This window comes from Mycolicibacter heraklionensis (assembly GCF_019645815.1).
Taxonomy (GTDB): domain Bacteria; phylum Actinomycetota; class Actinomycetes; order Mycobacteriales; family Mycobacteriaceae; genus Mycobacterium; species Mycobacterium heraklionense.
In genome coordinates this window covers 1,630,992-1,648,559 of record NZ_CP080997.1, presented here as the reverse complement: position 1 = coordinate 1,648,559, position 17,568 = coordinate 1,630,992, and the positions used below count along the sequence as shown (strand labels likewise).

Here is a 17,568-nt window from a genome sequence, read left to right as displayed (position 1 = left end):
CCCGGCCCACCGACGCAGCCACCACGCGCCCCTTCTGTTTCACAGTCTTCACGAGCACCATTCAACGCTAAAGCATGTCGAACAACTGTGGTGGTTGTTCGGCACCGCCCTTCTCGGGCGTTCCTTGGCTCATGCCGCTGGTGCGGTGTGAACGTCGGTTCCCGCTTCGTCCAGGCTGGTTTCACCGGCACTCGTGGGGTGCTGGCCAGAGCCGTCCTGTCGGCGGGCGTTGGTGGCCCGGCCTCCTGCTTGGGGGTCCGGGGTTCGTGGATGGTCGTGGTGGGATTGGCCCCAGCGCGCCAGGTTGATTGCCTCATTTAGGTCACGATCGAGACGGTGACCGTTTGGGCAGCTAAACACCCGATCAGCCAGACTCAGATCGCGGCGACGTTCCCCGCATGTCGAGCACAGCTGGCTGGACGGGTACCAGCGGTCGGCGACCGCGATCTGCCCGGATCGCCATGCCTGTTTGTAGTGCAGTTGGCGGGCGAACTCAGCCCAGCTCGCGTCAGCGATAGCGCGGGCGAGTCGGCGATTGGCCAGCATCCCCGCGGTGTTCAGATCTTCGATGACGAGCCGGTCGTGGGTCTTGATCAGCTGGTTGGAGATCCGGCGGAGGAAATGCTTGCGAATGTTCGCAGTGCGGTGGTGATGCCTGGCCAGCTTGCGGGCAGCGTCGCGGCGGTTATGTGATCCTTTCTGTTTGCGGGACAACGATTTCGCTATCCGGCGCTGGCGGGCCATACGGGTGGCCAGTGGTTTGGGCGCGTCGGTGATGCGGACGACCTCGACCCCGTCGCCGGTGGCGGCGACTGCGAACGCCGACAGGCCCCGATCAACCCCGACCCAGCCAGTGGCATCACTTGCGTGGCGCGACTGGTGCTGCATCGCTGGGTGCAAATCGGCGGCTTCGACGTTCAACGCGACCCACCACCGGCCAGCGTACTGGGATACGGTAGCGAACAGGATCTTTGCGCGGCCCGCAGCGAGCATGCGCCGCAGCCGGCGGGTGTCGTCGTACACAGCGATCTGGCCGATACCGGGCAGGGTGACCGAACGCGGCCGGTTGTTGTCTCCGACGCGGATCGCCGCGGTCTTGCCTTTGGGGTGGTTGTTGCGCAGCCGAAACGACGGAGTCGACGCGGTCTTTTTCTTGAACCGGGGAAACCCGACACGCTTGCCGCGGCGTTTCCCAGCACGAGAGTCCGACCAGGCCCTCAACCCTTTGCCGCAGTCGACGGCGGCTTCCTCGAACACCTGCTGACACACCTCGCCCCGCCACGCCAGCCCCGTCACGATCAGCTCGGTCATCCCGGTGGCATCGCCGGCGAACACCCGCCCGGCGGCTTCGGTCTTCTTCCAGCTGTTGAAGGCGTTGATCAAGTCGAAACCGGTCCACGGCACCTTGATGCCAGGATCGGCACGCCGGTCACTTAGCGCGGACTTGACCAGCCGTAGGCACTGGTTGAACCCGAACCGGGCCGCACCCGCATGCCGCGCCAAGACCACGGACTGCTCGACGGCGGGGTCGAGGCAAAACTTGAACGTCGTATGTCGGCTCATCAACAGTGAGCATGGCATTGGCCCCCGACAAGACGTTGACATGGCGGAACGTAGCGGGCCGCGTGATCGACCCGGCGGCACACCACGCCGCCGGCGGTATGACTCCGATCCGTCCGATACCGCCCGCGCGCATCAACCGGTTCGTCGTACCCTCAGCGGCCAGGATGACGAAGGCTTCCTCTACCTCAGCCAAATCGCCCTACTCCTACGGCGACTCGACCGCAGCCAGTTGTTCGACACGCCTTAGGTGTTCACATCCGGCGACGGATGCCGATCGTCCGGATCGGGAGCCCGGTCGGCAGAACGAGTAAGTCTGCTGCGGGGTAAATCGGAAACAGCCGCTGCGGCTTTGCTCGGTCGGCGTGGATTCACCTCTACCAGCGGATAAACTGAGCCTGCATTGCCTCCGTAGCTCAGGTGGATAGAGCACATGACTTCTAATCTTGTGGTCGCAGGTTCGAGTCCTGCCGGGGGCGCGTCAGGGGTGTATTACGTCGGGTGATGCTTGACGTTTCGGCTTCGGCTGATTCTTGACGGTGTTTCGGTTGATGCTTGTCAGCTGTTTCGGTTGATCCTTGACACTCCCTGGATGAGGGAGTTGAGCGTGGTTGAGCAGAGGTATCAGGCCGTGATGGCGGTGATCGGTGATGGGTTGTCGATCTCGCAGGTGGCCGAGAAGGTGGGGGTGTCGCGGCAGACGCTGCATGCCTGGTTGGCCCGGTATGAGGCCGAGGGCCTCGACGGGCTCAAGGATCGTTCGCATCGGCCGCGGGGCTGTCCGCATCAGATGGATGCCCATGTCGAGGCGCAGTTGTTGGAGTTGCGTCGGTCGCGGCCGTATTGGGGGCCGCGCCGGTTGGTGTTCGAGTTGGCCAAGCGTGGTGTTAGGCCGGTGCCTTCGGAGTCGGCGGCCTATCGGGCGTTGGTGCGGGCAGCCATGATCGACCCGGGCGTGCGTGATCGGCGTTCGCGTAAGTGGAAACGTTGGGAACGCGGCGCGGCGATGCAACTGTGGCAGATGGACGTCGTCGGCGGGTTCCCGCTGGCCGATGGCACCAGCGCCAAGGCACTGACCGGTGTCGATGATCATTCCCGGATGTGCGTCTGTGCGCACCTGATGAGCCGGGAACGGACCCGGGCGGTCTGCGAGGGGTTACGGGCGGCGCTGAGTCGTTATGGGGCTCCCGAGCAGATCCTGACCGACAACGGCAAGGTGTTCACCGGGCGATTCAATCACCCACCGGTGGAGGTGCTCTTCGATGCGATCTGCCGCCACAGCGGCATCGAACATCTGTTGACCCAACCCCGCAGTCCCACGACGACGGGCAAGATTGAGCGTTTCCACCGCAGCTTGCGTGCTGAATTCCTGAGCACCCAAAAGCCTTTCAGCAATCTCAGGGCCGCGCAGCTGGCGTTGAATGAGTGGGTCGACTATTACAACACCGCCCGCCCGCACCAAGGAATCGACATGCTCACCCCGGCCCAACGATTCACCCCGAGCGTGACCGGCACGGCGGTGAGCCCACCGATCAACCGCACCGATCGCAGCGGTGATGACTGGGTGTCGCGTCGGGTCACCACCAACGGGGTCGTCAGTGTCGCCTGGCAGCAAGTCAGCGTCGGCGCCCACCACGCCGGCTCACGCTGCGACATCCACGTCGACGGGGATCTACTGCGGTTTTACATCGGCGACGATCTGGTCAAGACCGCCGCACGAACCAGCCGCGGCGAGGTAAGAAACAAACGGGCCTTCCGCACCCGCGAACAGGCCCAATCACTAACCTAGAGTGTCAACGATCAACCGAAGAAGATCCGTCAAGCATCAACCGAGGTTGAACAGGGGCGCGTCAGGGGCGCGTCAGGGCGCGTCAGTCGGGCGCGTCAGTCGGTGGCAAAGCGCCGGCCGTCCGTATCGCATGACAGTGTGTAGCGGAACGACAAAGAGACCGGGTAAATCGGGAAAGGCAGGCCAATGAGCCACGAGCGGACGCTCATCTACTACACCCTCTTCATGATCGCGCTGGTAGCGGTGACCGCCGTGGTCGTCGCCTTCATCGCCTGACCGGTCCCGGCCGCAAGAGCGTCGGAAGCAATGACACGCCCCGATCTCGTCTTATACAACGTCACTGACCGCGTAGCGCTGATCACCGTCAACGATCCGGACCGGCGCAACGCCGTCACCGGCGCCATGTCGGCGCAGCTGCGGGCTGCCGTGGAGCGGGCCGAAGCCGACCCCGGTGTGCACGCGGTGGTGGTCACCGGTGCGGGCCGGGCGTTCTGCGCCGGTGCCGACCTGTCGGCCCTCGGTGTCGCCACCGAGGACGGGCTGTTGGCGCTGTACGACGGTTTCATGGCGATCGCCCAGTGCACGTTGCCCACGATCGCCGCGGTCAACGGTGCCGCGGTGGGCGCGGGCCTGAACCTGGCCCTGGCCGCCGACGTGCGGATCGCCGGTCCAGCGGCGCTGTTCGATGCCCGGTTCCAACAGCTGGGTCTGCATCCCGGCGGCGGCGCCACCTGGATGCTGCACCGGGCGGTGGGGCCTCAGGTGGCCCGCGCCGCGCTGCTGTTCGGCATGCGATTCGACGCCGACGCCGCGGTGCGGCACGGCTTGGCGCTGCAGATCGACGACGACCCCGTCGCCGCGGCGTTGACGCTGGCCGCCGGGCCGGCGTCGGCGCCTCGACCGGTGGTCTTGGCCACCAAGGCCACGATGCGGGCCACCGCCAGCCCCGGGTCTCTCGAGGGCGACCAACACGAGTTCGCCAAGCGGACCGAGCTGGGTCCGCAGGCGGCCACTGTCGAGTCACCGGACTTCGCCGCACGGCTGGCCGCAGCGCAGCGCAGATAGCGCAGCCCTGCTAGAGGTCCAACAGCGCGGTTTCCGGTTGCTCGATCAGATCGCGGAGCGCACACAGGAATTCGGCAACCTGCGCACCGTCGGCGACACGATGGTCAAACGCGCATGTCAGGGTCAGTTGCGGACGCACCACGACAGTGTCGTGCACCGCCACCGGTCGCGGTTTCAGCGAACCGATCCCCAGAATGGCCGCCTCCGGGTAATTGATCACCGGCACCCCGTCGTCGAGGCCGAGCGCCCCGAAGTTGGAGACGGTGAACGTCGAACCCTGCAGCTCGGCCGGTTTGAGCGTGCCGGCCCGGGCCTCGGCGATCAGCCGGGCCACGGTGTCGGCGAGCTCCCGGGTGGTCTTGCGGTGCGCGTCGAACACCACCGGAACCAGCAGGCCGCGGGGCGCGGCCACCCCGAAACCCAGATGCACCCCGTGATGGGTGCGGATGCGCGGGCCGTCCGGTGTGTCGACCCAGCTCGCGTTCAACACCGGGTGGCGGGTCAGGGCGATCACCAGCAGGCGCAGGATCAGCACGAAAGGGGTGATCGCCGGGCCGCCCGACTCGGCGAGCCGATCCCGCAGCCGCAGCAGGTTGCTGCCGTCCACCTGCACACTGGCATGTGCGTCGGGAATCCTGCTGCGCGACAATACCATCCGTTCAGCCATGGCCGCCTGCACCGGGGTGGGCGGACGAAGTTCATCGCCGGGAGCCGCCTCGCCAGCGGCTGCCCGCACGCCGTCGGCGGTGATCACGCCGCTCGGTCCGGGCGTCACGCTGCTCAAGTCGACGCCCAGCTCAGCGGCGAGCTTGCGGGCACCCGGCTTGGCCCTCGGCCGCCCGGGAACGGAAGTGCAGGTGCGGCGGCTGGTGTCGAAAGTGTCGTCGGCGCCGTAGCCGACCAGAACCGGCGCGCGCCCCGCGAGCGCATCGGGGCGCGCGCCCGCACCCGTGTCGATGCGGACCAGCGGTGCCCCGACCGCGAGCACATCTCCCACCGCGCCGCCCAGCTCGACCACCCGGCCGGCATACGGGCTGGGGATCTCCACTTCGGCTTTGGCCGTCTCCACCGAGCACAGCGCCTGGTTGAGTTCGATCTGATCGCCGACCGCCACGTTCCAGCTGGTCACCGTCACCTCTTCGAGCCCCTCTCCGAGGTCGGGGACGGCGAAGGTCTGGACCGTGTCGGTACTCATGGCAGTTCCAGGACGCGCTGAACGCAGTCCAGCACCCGGTCGGGGCCCGGCAGCCACAGGCGTTCCAGCCGGGCCGGTGGATACGGGGTGTCGAATCCGCTGGCGCGCAACACCGGTGCCTCCAGCTCGTAGAACAGGTCCTCCTGGATGCGGGCGGCCAGTTCGGCGCCGTAGCCGAGGTTGCGGGGTCCTTCGTGCAGGACCACGCATCGCCCGGTGCGTCGCACCGACGCGGCGACGGTGTCGAAGTCGAGCGGGACCAGTGAGCGCAGGTCGACTACTTCCAGGCTCCACCCGTGGTGTTGCTCGCCGATGTCGGCCGCGGACAGCGCAGTGGCCACCCCGCCGCCGTAGGTGAGCACCGTGACGTCGGTACCAGGCCGGCGTACGGCGGCGCATCCGATGCCCGGCGCCGGGTGTTCGGTGTCGACGAGTCCGCGGGCCCAGTAACGTCGTTTCGGCTCCAGGAACATCACCGGGTCGGGGGCGGCGATCGCGTGGCGCAGCAGCCAGTAGGCGTCCGAGGGATCTGCGGGCACCACCACCTTCAGCCCGGCGGTGTGCGCCCAGTAGGTTTCGGTGGACTCCGAGTGATGTTCGGCCGCACCGATCCCACCGAACGACGGGATGCGCACGGTGACCGGCATCGGCACCGCGCCGCGGGTACGGGTCCGGTACTTGGCCAGGTGGCTGACCACCTGGTCCAGCGCCGGGTAGCTGAACCCGTCGAACTGGATCTCCGGCACCGGGACGAAGCCCCGAATCGCCAGTCCGATGGCGATGCCGATGACCGCCGATTCAGCCAGCGGAGTGTCGAAACAGCGTTGCTCTCCGAAGGTTTCGGCTAGGCCTTCGGTCACCCGGAACACCCCGCCCTGCACGCCGACGTCGGTGCCGAACACCAGGACCTTGGGCTCGGCTTCCATCGCGTCACGTAGGGCCCGGTTAAGGGCCTGCACCATGGTCAGCTCTTCGGTGCGCTTGCCGGCTCCGGTGGCCGGGGCCGGGGTCGCCGAGCGGGTGGGCGGTTCGAGGATCTGAGTCATCAACGCTCCCTGGCCAACTCGGCGCGGATCGCGGCGCGCTGCTGCTGCAGCTCCGGGGTGATGTCGGCGTAGACGGCGGTGAACACCTCGTCGATGTCGGCATCGGCGGCCCCGACGGTGGCCTCTCGCAGCTCGGTGCGCATCCGCTTGGCCCGAGTGTCGACCCGGTCCTGCAGCCGCTGCGTCCACACGCCGATATTGCGCAGGTAGGTGCGGTAGCGCGGGATCGGGTCCAGTGCTGCCCACTGGTCGAGTTCGGCGCTGCTGCGGTAACGCGTCGGATCATCGGACGTGGTGTGCGGGCCGAGCCGGTAGGTGACGGCCTCGATCAGGCTCGGGCCGCCACCATGCCGCGCCCGCTCGGCGGCCTCGGCCATCACCGCGTAACAGGCCAGCGGATCATTGCCGTCCACCCGGATACCCGGCATGCCGTAACCGATCGCCTTGTGCGCCAGCGAGACAGCGGCGGTCTGCTTTTTCAGCGGCACCGAGATGGCCCACTGGTTGTTCTGCACGTAGAACACGCACGGGGCGGTGAACACCGCGGCGAAGTTCAGTGCCTCGTGGACGTCGCCCTCACTGGTGGCGCCGTCGCCGACGAAGGCGACGGTGACGGAGTCTTCGTCCAGGCGTTGCGCGGCCATCGCCGCGCCCACCGCGTGCAGCGCCTGGGTACCGATCGGAACCGAGATCGGCGCGCAGCATTTCGCGGTGAACTCCAGACCGCCGTTCCAGGTGCCCCGCCACGCGGCCGCGACGTGCCACGGCGGGATTCCCCGGGTGACGAAGACTCCCAGTTCGCGGTACTGCGGGAACAGCCAGTCGGTTTTGCGCAGGCACGCGGCGGCGCCTACTTGGGCTGCCTCCTGGCCGCGACACGATGCGTAGAGCGCCAGCTCGCCCTGGCGTTGCAGGTTGACCAGTTCGGTGTCGAGCTCTCGGGTGAGCACCATCTGCTCGTAGAGCCAGCTCAGAGTCTCTTCGGGCAGGTCGCGGTCGTAACGGTTCTCGGCGGTGGGCGCCCCGTCCGGCGCGATCAGCTGCACAGGTTCCAGGGCGACTTCGGGACCGGTAATGCCTGGTAGCTGGCCCATGTGAGCCTCCTTGTGACGCTGATCTCATTATGCCAGCGAACACCGACTGCTCCGGTGTTGTGCCGGTGGCGGCGCACCGTGTCGGACGCTAGCCGGAGACCTCGAAGATGCCGTGCGCCCCGTTCTCGGCGTGCCGCATGTCGTGATCCATGAACGGGTAGTGGCCCGGTTCGGGGAAGGTCATCTCGACGAAGCCGCCCTGGGCGGGCGCCAGGTCGAGGGCCTGCGATCCCCCCGAACCGCCGGGGGGCCGCAGCAGCCAGGCGCCCTCTTTGTAGACGGTGTCGAACTGCGTTCCGACGACGTGGAATGCGATCGCGTCACCCGGGCCGGCATTGACCACCCAGACCCGTACCCGTTCGCCGGTGTGAGCTGGCAGCGGGGCGTGCATGTACTGGGCCGCGGTGCCGTTGAACATCCAGCCGTCGGGCTGACCGGCGCGGATCGCGGTGGTCTTGGCGTCGGAATCCGGCGGGCCCGCGTAGAGCTGGGCGCCGACCAGGGCGTATTCCCGGTCCACCGCCGGCAATCCGGGCGGGTCGATGATCACCGCCCCGTACATGCCGTTGGCGATGTGCAGCGTCATCGGCGGTGTACTGCAGTGATAGAGCCAGGCGCCGGCCCGGTGCGCCGTGAAGCGGTAAACCAGCCGCTCCCCCGGCGCCAAGGTGCGCATCGGCTGGTCCGGGGCGAGCGCTCCGGCATGAAAGTCGATGCCGTGGCCCATGCTCGCGTCGTTGATCAGGGTGATCTCGAAGGTGTCCCCGACCCGGCCGTGCAGCGTCGGTGCCGGCTCGACGCCGCCGAAGGTCCACCGGATCTCGCGGCGACCGGGCGCGATCTCCAGCTCCCGGTCGACGGCGCGCAGTTCCAGCCGATGCACACCCGGGATCGCCGGAGCCAGCACCGCGTCGTGCGGGGTCCAGCCCGGCGACGGGTCGGCGGCCAGGTCCAGGACCGTGGGCGTGGACGAGCCGCTCTGACCGCCACCGGTGTGCTGATGACGCGGGACGCCGCCGACCGCGTGGATCGTCATCGTCATGCCGGCGGCCCGGTGACCGGGTACGTCGCACCACGCCTCTCGGTCCTGTTGCACCGCACCGAGATCCAGCACCGCGGTCTGGCCGCGGCTCAGCCGCGGGGTGTGCTCGCCGGTGTCGACGTGCAGGTCGTGCGGCAATCCGTCGGCGTTGGTGACCCGCAGCACCAGCCGGGTCCCGGCCGGCACGTCGATCACGTCCGGGGAGAACCGCATGTCCTTCAGCGTGACGTCGATGGTGCGTGCCGCACCGGTGACGCCGGCGGCCCCCGAGGGTGCGGGGCCGCCCATCCCCAGCGCCACTGCGACCGCGGCTACCGCGGCGACGGCGACGGCCCCGGTGATCGCCCGGGGACGGGGCGTGATCGCGTCGATGTCCAGCGGGCCGCGCAGTGCCACCGGTATCGCAAGCCGCAGGGCCAGCAGCACGAAGCTTGCGACCGCAACGGCGGCCAACGCCCAGCCGATCAACGGCAGCGGTTCGCGCCACGGCCCGGCCACCAGCGGCACGGCGAGGTTGATCGCGCACACCCGGGCCTGCCAGCCCTGGTCCAGATAGCCGATGACGGCCTTGCGAACCGGCGGACCGTTGGCCACCAGGATCGGCAGCAACTGACTCAACGCACCCAGCAGGATCTGGGCGACGAAGCCCACCGCCAGCAGCGGGAGCAGAGTGTGCTCCACCAATGCGGGCAACACCTCGACGGAGCGGGCCGCGATCAGACGGGTCGTCTCGACCACGACGGCGATTCCGAGCCAGAGTGTCGCGCCGACCAGCATCCAGGCCGCGGGTCCGGTGAAGCTGCGGCCGGGCCACAATCCCGCGATGGAAAGGCCGACTCCGACCGCGTAGCCCAGCAGACCCGCGGCCGTCAGCCACCAGCTGCCGGCGAGCAGGCCGACGGCGGCGGCGGCCAGACCTGCCGTCAGCGTCGGCAGCGCGCGGCGAGCCATCGCAAAGCTGCGCGGGGTGATTTTCTCGCGGATCGTGGTGGGCCACAAGGTGAACAGCGTGCCCATCACGGTCAGCCCGATCCAGCCGTAGAGCATCACGTGCACGTGGGTGGTCCACAATCGCGCATACCAACGGGCCACACCGACGGCCATCGCAGCACCGGTCGCCGATCCGGCCAGCAGCGCTGCGATCGCGGCCAGGTAGAAACCGACCAGGTAGTCGAAACGCGCTGACAGGGCAGACTTCTTCATCGCGATCAACTCGGCGCCGTGAGCGACCGCGACCACGGCCACGGCTGTGCCCCCGGCCCCGGACAGCGCTTCGGCGTTGAAGGCCACCCCGGCCAGGGTCGCGATCACGGCGGCGTTGAGCAGTGCCAGCTTGGCCACCAGGTGCCACTGCGGCGGGTCGGGAACCCGGCACAGCGTGGTGGTGAAGTGTCCGGACCAGATCACGATCGCATTGGTGGCGGCACCGAGCAGCAACGCGTGGACCGGCAGCCAGATCGGGTGCGCAACGACGTTGTGCGCGGCGAGCAGCACCACCGCGACGGCCAGCCAGCCCAGCACCACGATGTTGGCGCCGAGGAATACCGGCCCGCGCGGTCCGCCCCGGCGGCGGGGCTTGACGACCGGCGCCGGGGGTGGCCCCAACTGAATCATGTTCGCCAGGCTACGGTGGCCGCGCGTCTAGTCGGAAGTGACCTTAGACATCGAAAGCCGTCGGTTTGATCCCGGCGTGCTACCGGGGCCGGTCGGTGGTGACCACCAGGCGGCCGGTGGTTTGACGAGCGGCCATGCGCTCCAAGGCATTCGGCAGTTCGGTCCAGGGCACCTCTGCGCCAACAACGGTGCGGATCTTACCGGTGCGCAGCATCTCCAGGATCTTCGCGTGGGCGTCCAGCCCCTCGGAGCGGGCCGGCCAGTTGAAGCCCAGCGTGCGGCGGATTGCCACCGGGTCGTTGACGTAGACCAGGCATACCCCGCACACGTCGAAGTTGCTGTAGGCGATGGGCCGTGGCGAGAGATAGTCGCCGTCCTCCAAGGCGATGTCCTGGGCGAATCCCGCCATCAGATACCGGCCGTTCAGGCCCATGGCGCGGAAGGTCTGCACCGCCACGTCCCCGCCGACCGCGTCGAACGCGACGTCGACACCCCGGCCGTAGGTCAGTTCCACGACCTGCTCGACCCAGTCGCCGTTGCGGTAGTTGATCGCGTGGTCGGCACCGAGTTCCTTGCAGAACTCGACCTTCTCGTCGCTGCCGGCGGTGGCGATCACCCGGGCGCCCAGCGCTTTACCGAGCACCAACGCGCCGGATCCGGTGCCGCCGGCGGCGGCGTGCACCAGCAGGGTCTCGCCCGGCTTCAGGCGGCCGCGCTCCCGCAGCGCGAACCAGCCCAGGTGGAACGGGTAGTGCAGGGCCGCACCGTCGACGTCGCTGACCCACTCCGGCAGGTCCAGCGCGGTCGCCGCGTCCACGATCGCGTAGGAGGCGTATCCACCGAACGCCATCACCGGGATGCCGACGATGCGCCGGCCGATGAGATGTTCAGCACCCTGCCCGGCACTTTCCACGACCCCGACCGTCTCCATGCCGGGCACGAACGGCGGTTGCAGTGGCAGCGTGGTGTAGCGGCCACCGATGATGTCGATGTCGTTGAAATTGAGGCAGAAGGCGTTGACCGCGACTCGGATTTCGCCGGGTCCGGGCGCGCGCACCTCCACGCTCTGACGGGCCAGCACTTTGGCCGGGTCCCCGAGTTCGGTGGCGACCCAGGCGTCAGCGGTGATCGGTTGATTCATCATTCTCCCGTTAGTCGGCGACGAAGCGGTTTCGATAGTCGCGCAAGCGATTTGCGATCTCGTCTGCGTCCAGTCCGAGATCGGCCGGCTGGTAGTCGACCGCGCCGTAGCGCCCGCGTGGGTGATCAATGCAGAACTGCGTCATCGCTTCCTTCGCTCGGGTGTCGAGTGGCTGGTCCGCGAGCTCGTAGATGGCAGCGACGGTCCCGTCCTCATCTGCCATGAAGTCCTCGAACCGCACGTCGACAGACTGTGCCGCCGGCAGCACGTCGCGGTCACGCAGGCATCCGGTGAGCAGGTCGTCGGCCCGATCCAGCCAATACTTCGAGATCTTGACCGGGTCGGGATGGTCGCAGCCCATGCGCGCTGCGTAGCTGATCATGGTTGCCATCGACCGGGTCACTTCGACCGGATCACGATGGGTGACAACGAAAGTGGCGTCGGGGAAAGTGGCATACAGCGCCCAGAACTGCTCCAGATGCTGTGGCGATTTGAGCACCCAGCGAGTGCCGCCGCGCAGCCATTGCAGGGCTTGCAGGGTGCGCTTCATATAGGCGTACGACGCGCTCTGATCGTGTGTCTTGTAGTGCTGCGCGAATGTCGGGACGAAATAGCTACATTCGAACAGCATTCCCGAGATGTCGTTGCCCAGCAGCTGGATCTCTTCATGCGCGTGGTCGACGGTCATGTCGTGCATGCGCTTGAACTCGGGCATCGAGGTGTTGATCAGATCCAAACCGACGGCACAGCGGTCGCGTCTGGCCTGCGGATCGGGCTCGCCCGGAGTGGCAACCGGTTCCATGCTCTCCCAGTACGGCAGGTACCGCAGCGCCGGGTCCGCGGCGATCAGGTTGTGCAAGTGGGTGGTGCCGGTGCGCGGCAGTCCGCAGACGATGATCGGGCGCTCGATCTCGACGCTCTCGATCTCGGGGTTCGCCGCGATCAGATCTTCCAGCCGAAGCCGGTTGACCAGGTGGCCCGCCAGTTGTTCGAACGCCATCGCCCGCCCGACGCCGGACAGGTCGGCCTCCTCGACCAGCGACCGGCACAGTACGTCGAGGCGCTCACGAAAGCCGTTGTCGCCCCAGTTGTGCAGGCCCGTTCGGTCGGTCGCGGCCTGCAGTAGGGCCTCCGGTGTGAGTTGCAGGACGGCGCCGTAGCCGGCCAGGCCTTCGCGCATCGGGCGGGCGGCCTCGGGATAGACCGGATTGGCAAGGTCGTTGAGCCGGATCGCACCCGGACGAGTGGCGGCGCTCACGAGGCCAGCTCTGCGACGTCGACGACCCGGCAGCTCAGCGGGTCGGGGGTGGCCTCGGGCAGGAACCAGCGCAGCCAGATCAGGCCTTTCGACCGGCCCGCGGTCGACACCCAGTTCGGATGCCCGGGATCGGTTTCGCTGATCACGATCTGCCAGGACCCGTCGGGCCGGTAGGTGACGTGCGCGCCGTTGATCGTGACCCGTTCGCGGGTGTAGTCGTAGGTGTGCAGGAACGGGTTCCACAGGCACAGATTCCAGAACACGCACTCCGGTGAGGTTCCTTCGATGACCAGCGCCTGGCCGGGCTGCAGTTCGTAGGCGCCCATCGAATAGGCGGCATCACCGGCCGCCCAGCCCACCGTGCGACTCGGCACGGGATACGGATCCTGGAGCACGTTGGCCGGCAGTCGCACGGGCGCCATGGCGGCCTGCTCACGAATCCAGGTCCGCGCCGCGCGCATTCGCCGGCTCAAATCGGCCCGGCTGTCGGGGCGCCGGCCAGTGTCATCAAGCGCCTCGATCTTCCACTGCACCCGCCGATCGGTGCCGGGGTCGGTGAGGTAGTCGCGGGTGAGGATGAACACGGCGTCGGGCTCCAGTTTGAGCCAATTGCCCTGCCGTTCTTGGGCACTGATGATGAATTCGAAGTTTCCTTCGGCGTCGCAACCGAGGTCGCGGTCGTTGATGGTGTCGATGATGCGGTCGCTGTAGCGGCCGTCATCGGGGCCGCCGTAGACGGTCATGGACAGATAGACCGCGTCGCCGCGCTTGCCCGTGACCCGGTAGCTGCGGCTCGGGTCGATCGGCGCCAGCTGGTAGAAGGCATCTGAATTGTCGCCGCCCCATTTGAGGTAGGGGCCGATCACGTCGACCAGGATCGGCTTGTCCGCATCTCCCCAGATGTAGGCCTCGGCGGCGACGCGCAGCAGGCTCAGCGCCCATCGGTAACCGTCGAGGACGTCGGCCTCCTCCAGCGGCGGATCGGCGTTGAGCAGGCGCTGCTCGACGGCACGGACCTCGTCGAGCAAGTCGCCGAATGCGACGGACAACTCGTCACTCATCCCGGTTCTCCTTCTTTCTCATTCCCTGCAGCAGTAGGGAACACAGCCTGTCGGCGGCGGCGTCGACGGTGTCGGTGGCCAAGACTTGGGCGATGTAGAAACTGGTGCCCACCAGTGCGTCGTAGGCAATCTCGACATCGACGTCGGCGTTGAGCACGCCTTGCTCGATGCCGGCGCGGACCAGCGCGGCGAACGCGGTACGGGTGGTTTCGTCAAGCAGCTGTTGGGTGCGGATGAACAGTTCCGGGTCACGGTGACGATCGGCCAGGATGCCCAACGCCGCGGCAGCCACCTCCGGTGAGCGCCAGAACTCGAACACGCCGGCGACGAATTGGCGCAGGTCGGCCTCGAAGTCACCCGAGCTGGTGAGCACGTCGCCGACCTCGGCGGCACCGAAGACCGCGTCGAACACCAGATGCGTCTTCGACGGCCAGCGCCGGTAGACGGTGGGGCGGCTGACGTCCGCCTCGCGGGCGATCGCCTCGATGGACACCTGGTCGTAGCCGTCTTGGGCCAGCAGCCGGCGGGTGGCCTGGGTGATGGCCTGCTCGGTGCGGGGATCGCGCGGGCGTCCGCGACCGGCCGGGGCCTGGTCCGCGCTTGCCGTCACTGTGGCATCCGCTGTCGGCGACTCACGCCCTAAACAATTACATTACGTAACGTAATTAGTCAACGGTGTTGCGGACGCCCCGACTGCGCAGCTCAGAACGCGTAGCGGTGGTACTGCGACATGTTCGCCACCGCCGGAACCAGCGACATCGCCTTGCCCAGCGCCCGGTAGCGACGGGGAAGTTCGGAGTAGGTGTCCGACTCGAACCAGCGCACCCACTCCAACAGCCGCGTACCCGGGACCGCGGCCAGAATCTCGCGGGGCTCATTGATCCCCCACTGCAGCGTCGCCCCGGAGCGGCGTACCACGGCGTTGGCCCACTGGGTCTTGATGCCCAACCGGTTGAAGGCGTCGAACTGCAACTCCCCGCTCGGGGCGTGCTCGACCACCCGCCGTAGCAACGCGACGCCGTCGGATTCGGTGAGGTACATGGTCAGGCCTTCGCCGAGCATCAAGGTCGGACGGTCGGCGGGGATTTCGGCGAACCACGCCGGGTCGGTGACCGACGCCGCCACCACGTGGTTGTGGTCTCGCTCGGGAAGTAGTTGCCGGCGCAGGTCGGCGACGTCCGGATAGTCGATGTCGTACCAGTCGACTCCGTCGCCCGGCTGCAGCCGGAAGTATCGGGCGTCGAGCCCACAGCCCACGTGCAACACCACGGCATTGGGGTTGGTCGCCAGGAACCGGCGGGCCCAGTGGTCGAAATGCGCCGAGCGGGTGGTCACCGAGGGCGACCGAGCCGCGGTGATGGTGGTCTTGCTCCAGTCGTAGTCGATGCGTTCGACCACTTCCTTGGCGTAGCGATCCCCCAGGATGGGTTCGGGCAGATCGGCGTCCAGCGCCTTGGCGTACAGCGTCGCCAGCATGGTCTGCGGCGCGCCGCTCAGGTCCACCCGTGCCTTGTCATCGGTCATGCCAATCCACGCTAGCGCGGTCGCGGAAAAGCCGCGCGGAGCTGAACGCCGGTCGGCGTGGTGTTCAGTCCTTCGGCGTTATCCACTGACGTTCAACGGCTTTGACCAGTGCGGTCAGCGTGGCGTTCACCGGAACCTGTTCCCCCACCTGCGCGGCCGTGCGCACCACAGCACCGTTGATGACGTCGATCTCGCTGACTCGGTGGGCCAGGTGATCCAGCAGCGCAGACGGTTTGGCGTTCGGCATCTGCGCGCCGAAGGCCCGGACATGCGCCACCGGATCTGCCACGTCGATGCCGATTCCGGCGGCGCGGGCCACCGTCCAGGCTTCGGTCGCGGTGGCGCGGCTGACCGGTCCCATCTCCGTGTCGTCCATGACCTGACCCACCGTCATCCCGGTCAGCGCGCACGGCGCGCTGTAGGCGGCGTTGCAGATCAGCTTCTCCCACTGCATGGCGGCGATGTCGGCGACCGCGGCCGCGTCGAATCCCGCCTCCGACCACACCCGAGCGATCTGATCGACAGTCGAAAACGGCAGCGCCGCATAGCCGCCGAACCGGACGGCACGCATCGCGTTGTGGTGCACATGTCCCGGCGCGGGACGCGAGGCTCCGAAGCCGCTGGCGATGCCCACCGCCACCCGGGCCGCGCCGACGATGTCGGCGACGGTGTCGGCCGACCCGAGTCCGTTCTGGATGGTCAACACCGGCGTGTCCTCGCCGAGCAGCGGCAGTGCCTGGTTGGCCCCGGCGGCGACGTCGGCGGCCTTGACCGCCAGCACCACCAGATCCATCGGCTCGGCCGGCGCGGTGGTGGCCGCGCGCATCGGAACCACCTGGTCAGGCTGCGGTCCGCTGATTCGCAGGCCGCCCGCGGCGATGGCGTCGACATGCGCGCTTGACCGGTCCACGGCCAGTACGTCGTTGCCGGCCGCCGCCAGCTTGGCGGCATAGATCGATCCCATGGCGCCGCATCCGATGACCGCGATCTTCATCTGCTCATCCCACCAGGTCGGCGATCACGGCGGCCAGGTCGGGCTTCTCCTCCAGCCCGAAGCCCGGGGCGTCGGTCGGCGCGATGGTGCCCTCGGCCAGCACGCAACCCGGCGCGTAGCCACCGAACGGTGCGAACACCCCCGGGTAGGACTCGCAGCCACCCAGTCCCAGCGCGACCGCGATGTGCAGGTTGATCAGGTGCCCGCCGTGCGGGAAGGCGAAGCGGCGGTCGAAGCCGTGCGCCTCGAGGACCTCGATCATCCGGGCGTATTCGGTCAACCCGTAGCTGAGCCCGGCGTCCATCTGGAAGATGTCGATGCCCGGCCGCATCCCGGCGTAACGAACCAGGTTGGTCGCGTCCCGCACCGAGAACAGGTTCTCTCCGGTGGCGACGGCACCGTCGTAGGCCGCAATGACCGCGGCGTTCAACGCAAAGTCGAGCGGATCACCGGGCTCTTCGTACCAGCGCAGGCCATACGGGTTCAGCGCTTTCGCCCACTGCACCGCGTCGGCCTCGTCGAACCGGCCGTTGGCGTCGACCGCGACCCGGGCACCGCTGCCGACGATGTCGATCACGGCCTCGATGCGCGCCAGGTCCTCGCTGGTCGACGCGCCGCCGATCTTCATCTTGACCGCGTCGTAGCCCATGTCGAGATAGCCGCGGATCTCGGTGCGCAGCCGGTCCAGGCCGGCCGCGGTGTCGTCGCCCGGGTAGTAGTAACCGCCGGCGGCATACACCGGGACAGCCGTGCTGACGGTGGCGCGGCCGAAATACCCGGCGATGGTGCGGTAGGCAGGCTCGTCGGCGAGTTTGGCATTGAGGTCCCAGCACGCCAGCTCCAGCGCGGCCGCCGCACCCGCCCGGTCGCCATGCCCGCCGGGCTTCTCGTCGGTCAGCGCACAACCCAGCACCCGCGCGGGGTCGATCCGGCCGGCGTCGTCCAGCAGCACCTCGGGGTTCGCGCGCAGCACGCGCGGGATCATCCGGTCGGCGAGAATGCCACTCTGCGCGAACCGGCCGATCGAGTTGAACGCCACCCCGGTCACCGGCTTCCCGTCACGGATCTGGTCGCTAACCACCGCGACCAGCGACACCGTGTGCCGGGAGAAATCCACCAAGGCATTGGCGACCTCGCCGCGCAGCCGCACCGGTGTCTCGATGATCTGGGTGATGCGCATGCGGT

14 protein-coding genes and 1 tRNA gene are annotated in these 17,568 nt (G+C 67.9%); 3 read left to right on the top strand and 12 right to left on the bottom strand.

Annotated features, from left to right (window positions below; genetic code table 11):
- Window positions 1-129 precede the first annotated feature (129 nt).
- Window positions 130-1,563: an RNA-guided endonuclease TnpB family protein gene (locus K3U94_RS07780; protein ID WP_220696135.1), complete on the bottom strand. Its 1,434-nt coding sequence runs from the start codon at window positions 1,561-1,563 to the stop codon at window positions 130-132.
- 402 nt (window positions 1,564-1,965) lie between these two features.
- Here K3U94_RS07780 and K3U94_RS07775 point away from each other — a divergent pair.
- From K3U94_RS07775 to K3U94_RS07765, 3 genes are all read left to right on the top strand, one after another.
- Window positions 1,966-2,039, top strand: a tRNA-Arg gene (locus K3U94_RS07775).
- Window positions 2,040-2,152: 113 nt separating this feature from the next.
- The gene (locus K3U94_RS07770; RefSeq protein WP_220696134.1) at window positions 2,153-3,349 is read left to right on the top strand and encodes an IS481 family transposase; all 1,197 of its coding nucleotides are present in this window, start codon (window positions 2,153-2,155) and stop codon (window positions 3,347-3,349) included.
- Between the two features lie 306 nt (window positions 3,350-3,655).
- Window positions 3,656-4,414, top strand: coding sequence for an enoyl-CoA hydratase (locus K3U94_RS07765; RefSeq protein ID WP_220696133.1), 759 nt, complete (start codon window positions 3,656-3,658; stop codon window positions 4,412-4,414).
- A 10-nt stretch (window positions 4,415-4,424) separates the two neighbouring features.
- On the opposite strand, the gene K3U94_RS07760 is transcribed toward K3U94_RS07765, so the two are convergent.
- The 11 genes from K3U94_RS07760 to K3U94_RS07710 form a co-directional block, all read right to left on the bottom strand.
- Window positions 4,425-5,609 carry a dihydrolipoamide acetyltransferase family protein gene (locus tag K3U94_RS07760; protein ID WP_220696132.1) on the bottom strand — a complete coding sequence of 395 codons (1,185 nt, stop codon included), beginning with the start codon at window positions 5,607-5,609 and terminating at the stop codon, window positions 4,425-4,427.
- A complete protein-coding gene (locus tag K3U94_RS07755) occupies window positions 5,606-6,655 on the bottom strand; it encodes an alpha-ketoacid dehydrogenase subunit beta (protein ID WP_047319896.1) in 1,050 nt (349 codons plus the stop codon). The genes K3U94_RS07760 and K3U94_RS07755 overlap by 4 nt, the downstream gene beginning before the upstream one ends.
- Entirely contained in the window at window positions 6,655-7,749 is a 1,095-nt protein-coding gene (gene pdhA / locus K3U94_RS07750) for a pyruvate dehydrogenase (acetyl-transferring) E1 component subunit alpha (RefSeq protein ID WP_220696131.1), read from the bottom strand. Before pdhA ends, K3U94_RS07755 begins: the two co-directional genes overlap by 1 nt.
- A gap of 88 nt (window positions 7,750-7,837) precedes the next feature.
- The gene (locus K3U94_RS07745) at window positions 7,838-10,405 is read right to left on the bottom strand and encodes a multicopper oxidase domain-containing protein (RefSeq protein WP_220696130.1); all 2,568 of its coding nucleotides are present in this window, start codon (window positions 10,403-10,405) and stop codon (window positions 7,838-7,840) included.
- 79 nt (window positions 10,406-10,484) lie between these two features.
- A complete protein-coding gene (locus K3U94_RS07740; RefSeq protein WP_220696129.1) occupies window positions 10,485-11,546 on the bottom strand; it encodes a zinc-binding dehydrogenase in 1,062 nt (353 codons plus the stop codon).
- 10 nt (window positions 11,547-11,556) lie between these two features.
- Entirely contained in the window at window positions 11,557-12,804 is a 1,248-nt protein-coding gene (locus K3U94_RS07735) for a sulfotransferase family protein (RefSeq protein WP_220696128.1), read from the bottom strand.
- The gene (locus K3U94_RS07730) at window positions 12,801-13,865 is read right to left on the bottom strand and encodes a DUF1214 domain-containing protein (RefSeq protein ID WP_220696127.1); all 1,065 of its coding nucleotides are present in this window, start codon (window positions 13,863-13,865) and stop codon (window positions 12,801-12,803) included. The genes K3U94_RS07735 and K3U94_RS07730 overlap by 4 nt, the downstream gene beginning before the upstream one ends.
- A complete protein-coding gene (locus K3U94_RS07725) occupies window positions 13,858-14,475 on the bottom strand; it encodes a TetR/AcrR family transcriptional regulator (RefSeq protein WP_220696126.1) in 618 nt (205 codons plus the stop codon). Before K3U94_RS07725 ends, K3U94_RS07730 begins: the two co-directional genes overlap by 8 nt.
- A 92-nt stretch (window positions 14,476-14,567) precedes the next feature.
- Window positions 14,568-15,389, bottom strand: a complete 822-nt coding sequence (locus K3U94_RS07720) for a class I SAM-dependent methyltransferase (protein WP_220696125.1) — start codon at window positions 15,387-15,389, stop codon at window positions 14,568-14,570.
- Between the two features lie 64 nt (window positions 15,390-15,453).
- A complete protein-coding gene (locus tag K3U94_RS07715; protein ID WP_220696124.1) occupies window positions 15,454-16,383 on the bottom strand; it encodes a ketopantoate reductase family protein in 930 nt (309 codons plus the stop codon).
- A gap of 4 nt (window positions 16,384-16,387) precedes the next feature.
- Window positions 16,388-17,563: an enolase C-terminal domain-like protein gene (locus tag K3U94_RS07710; RefSeq protein WP_220696123.1), complete on the bottom strand. Its 1,176-nt coding sequence runs from the start codon at window positions 17,561-17,563 to the stop codon at window positions 16,388-16,390.
- Window positions 17,564-17,568: the final 5 nt, after the last annotated feature.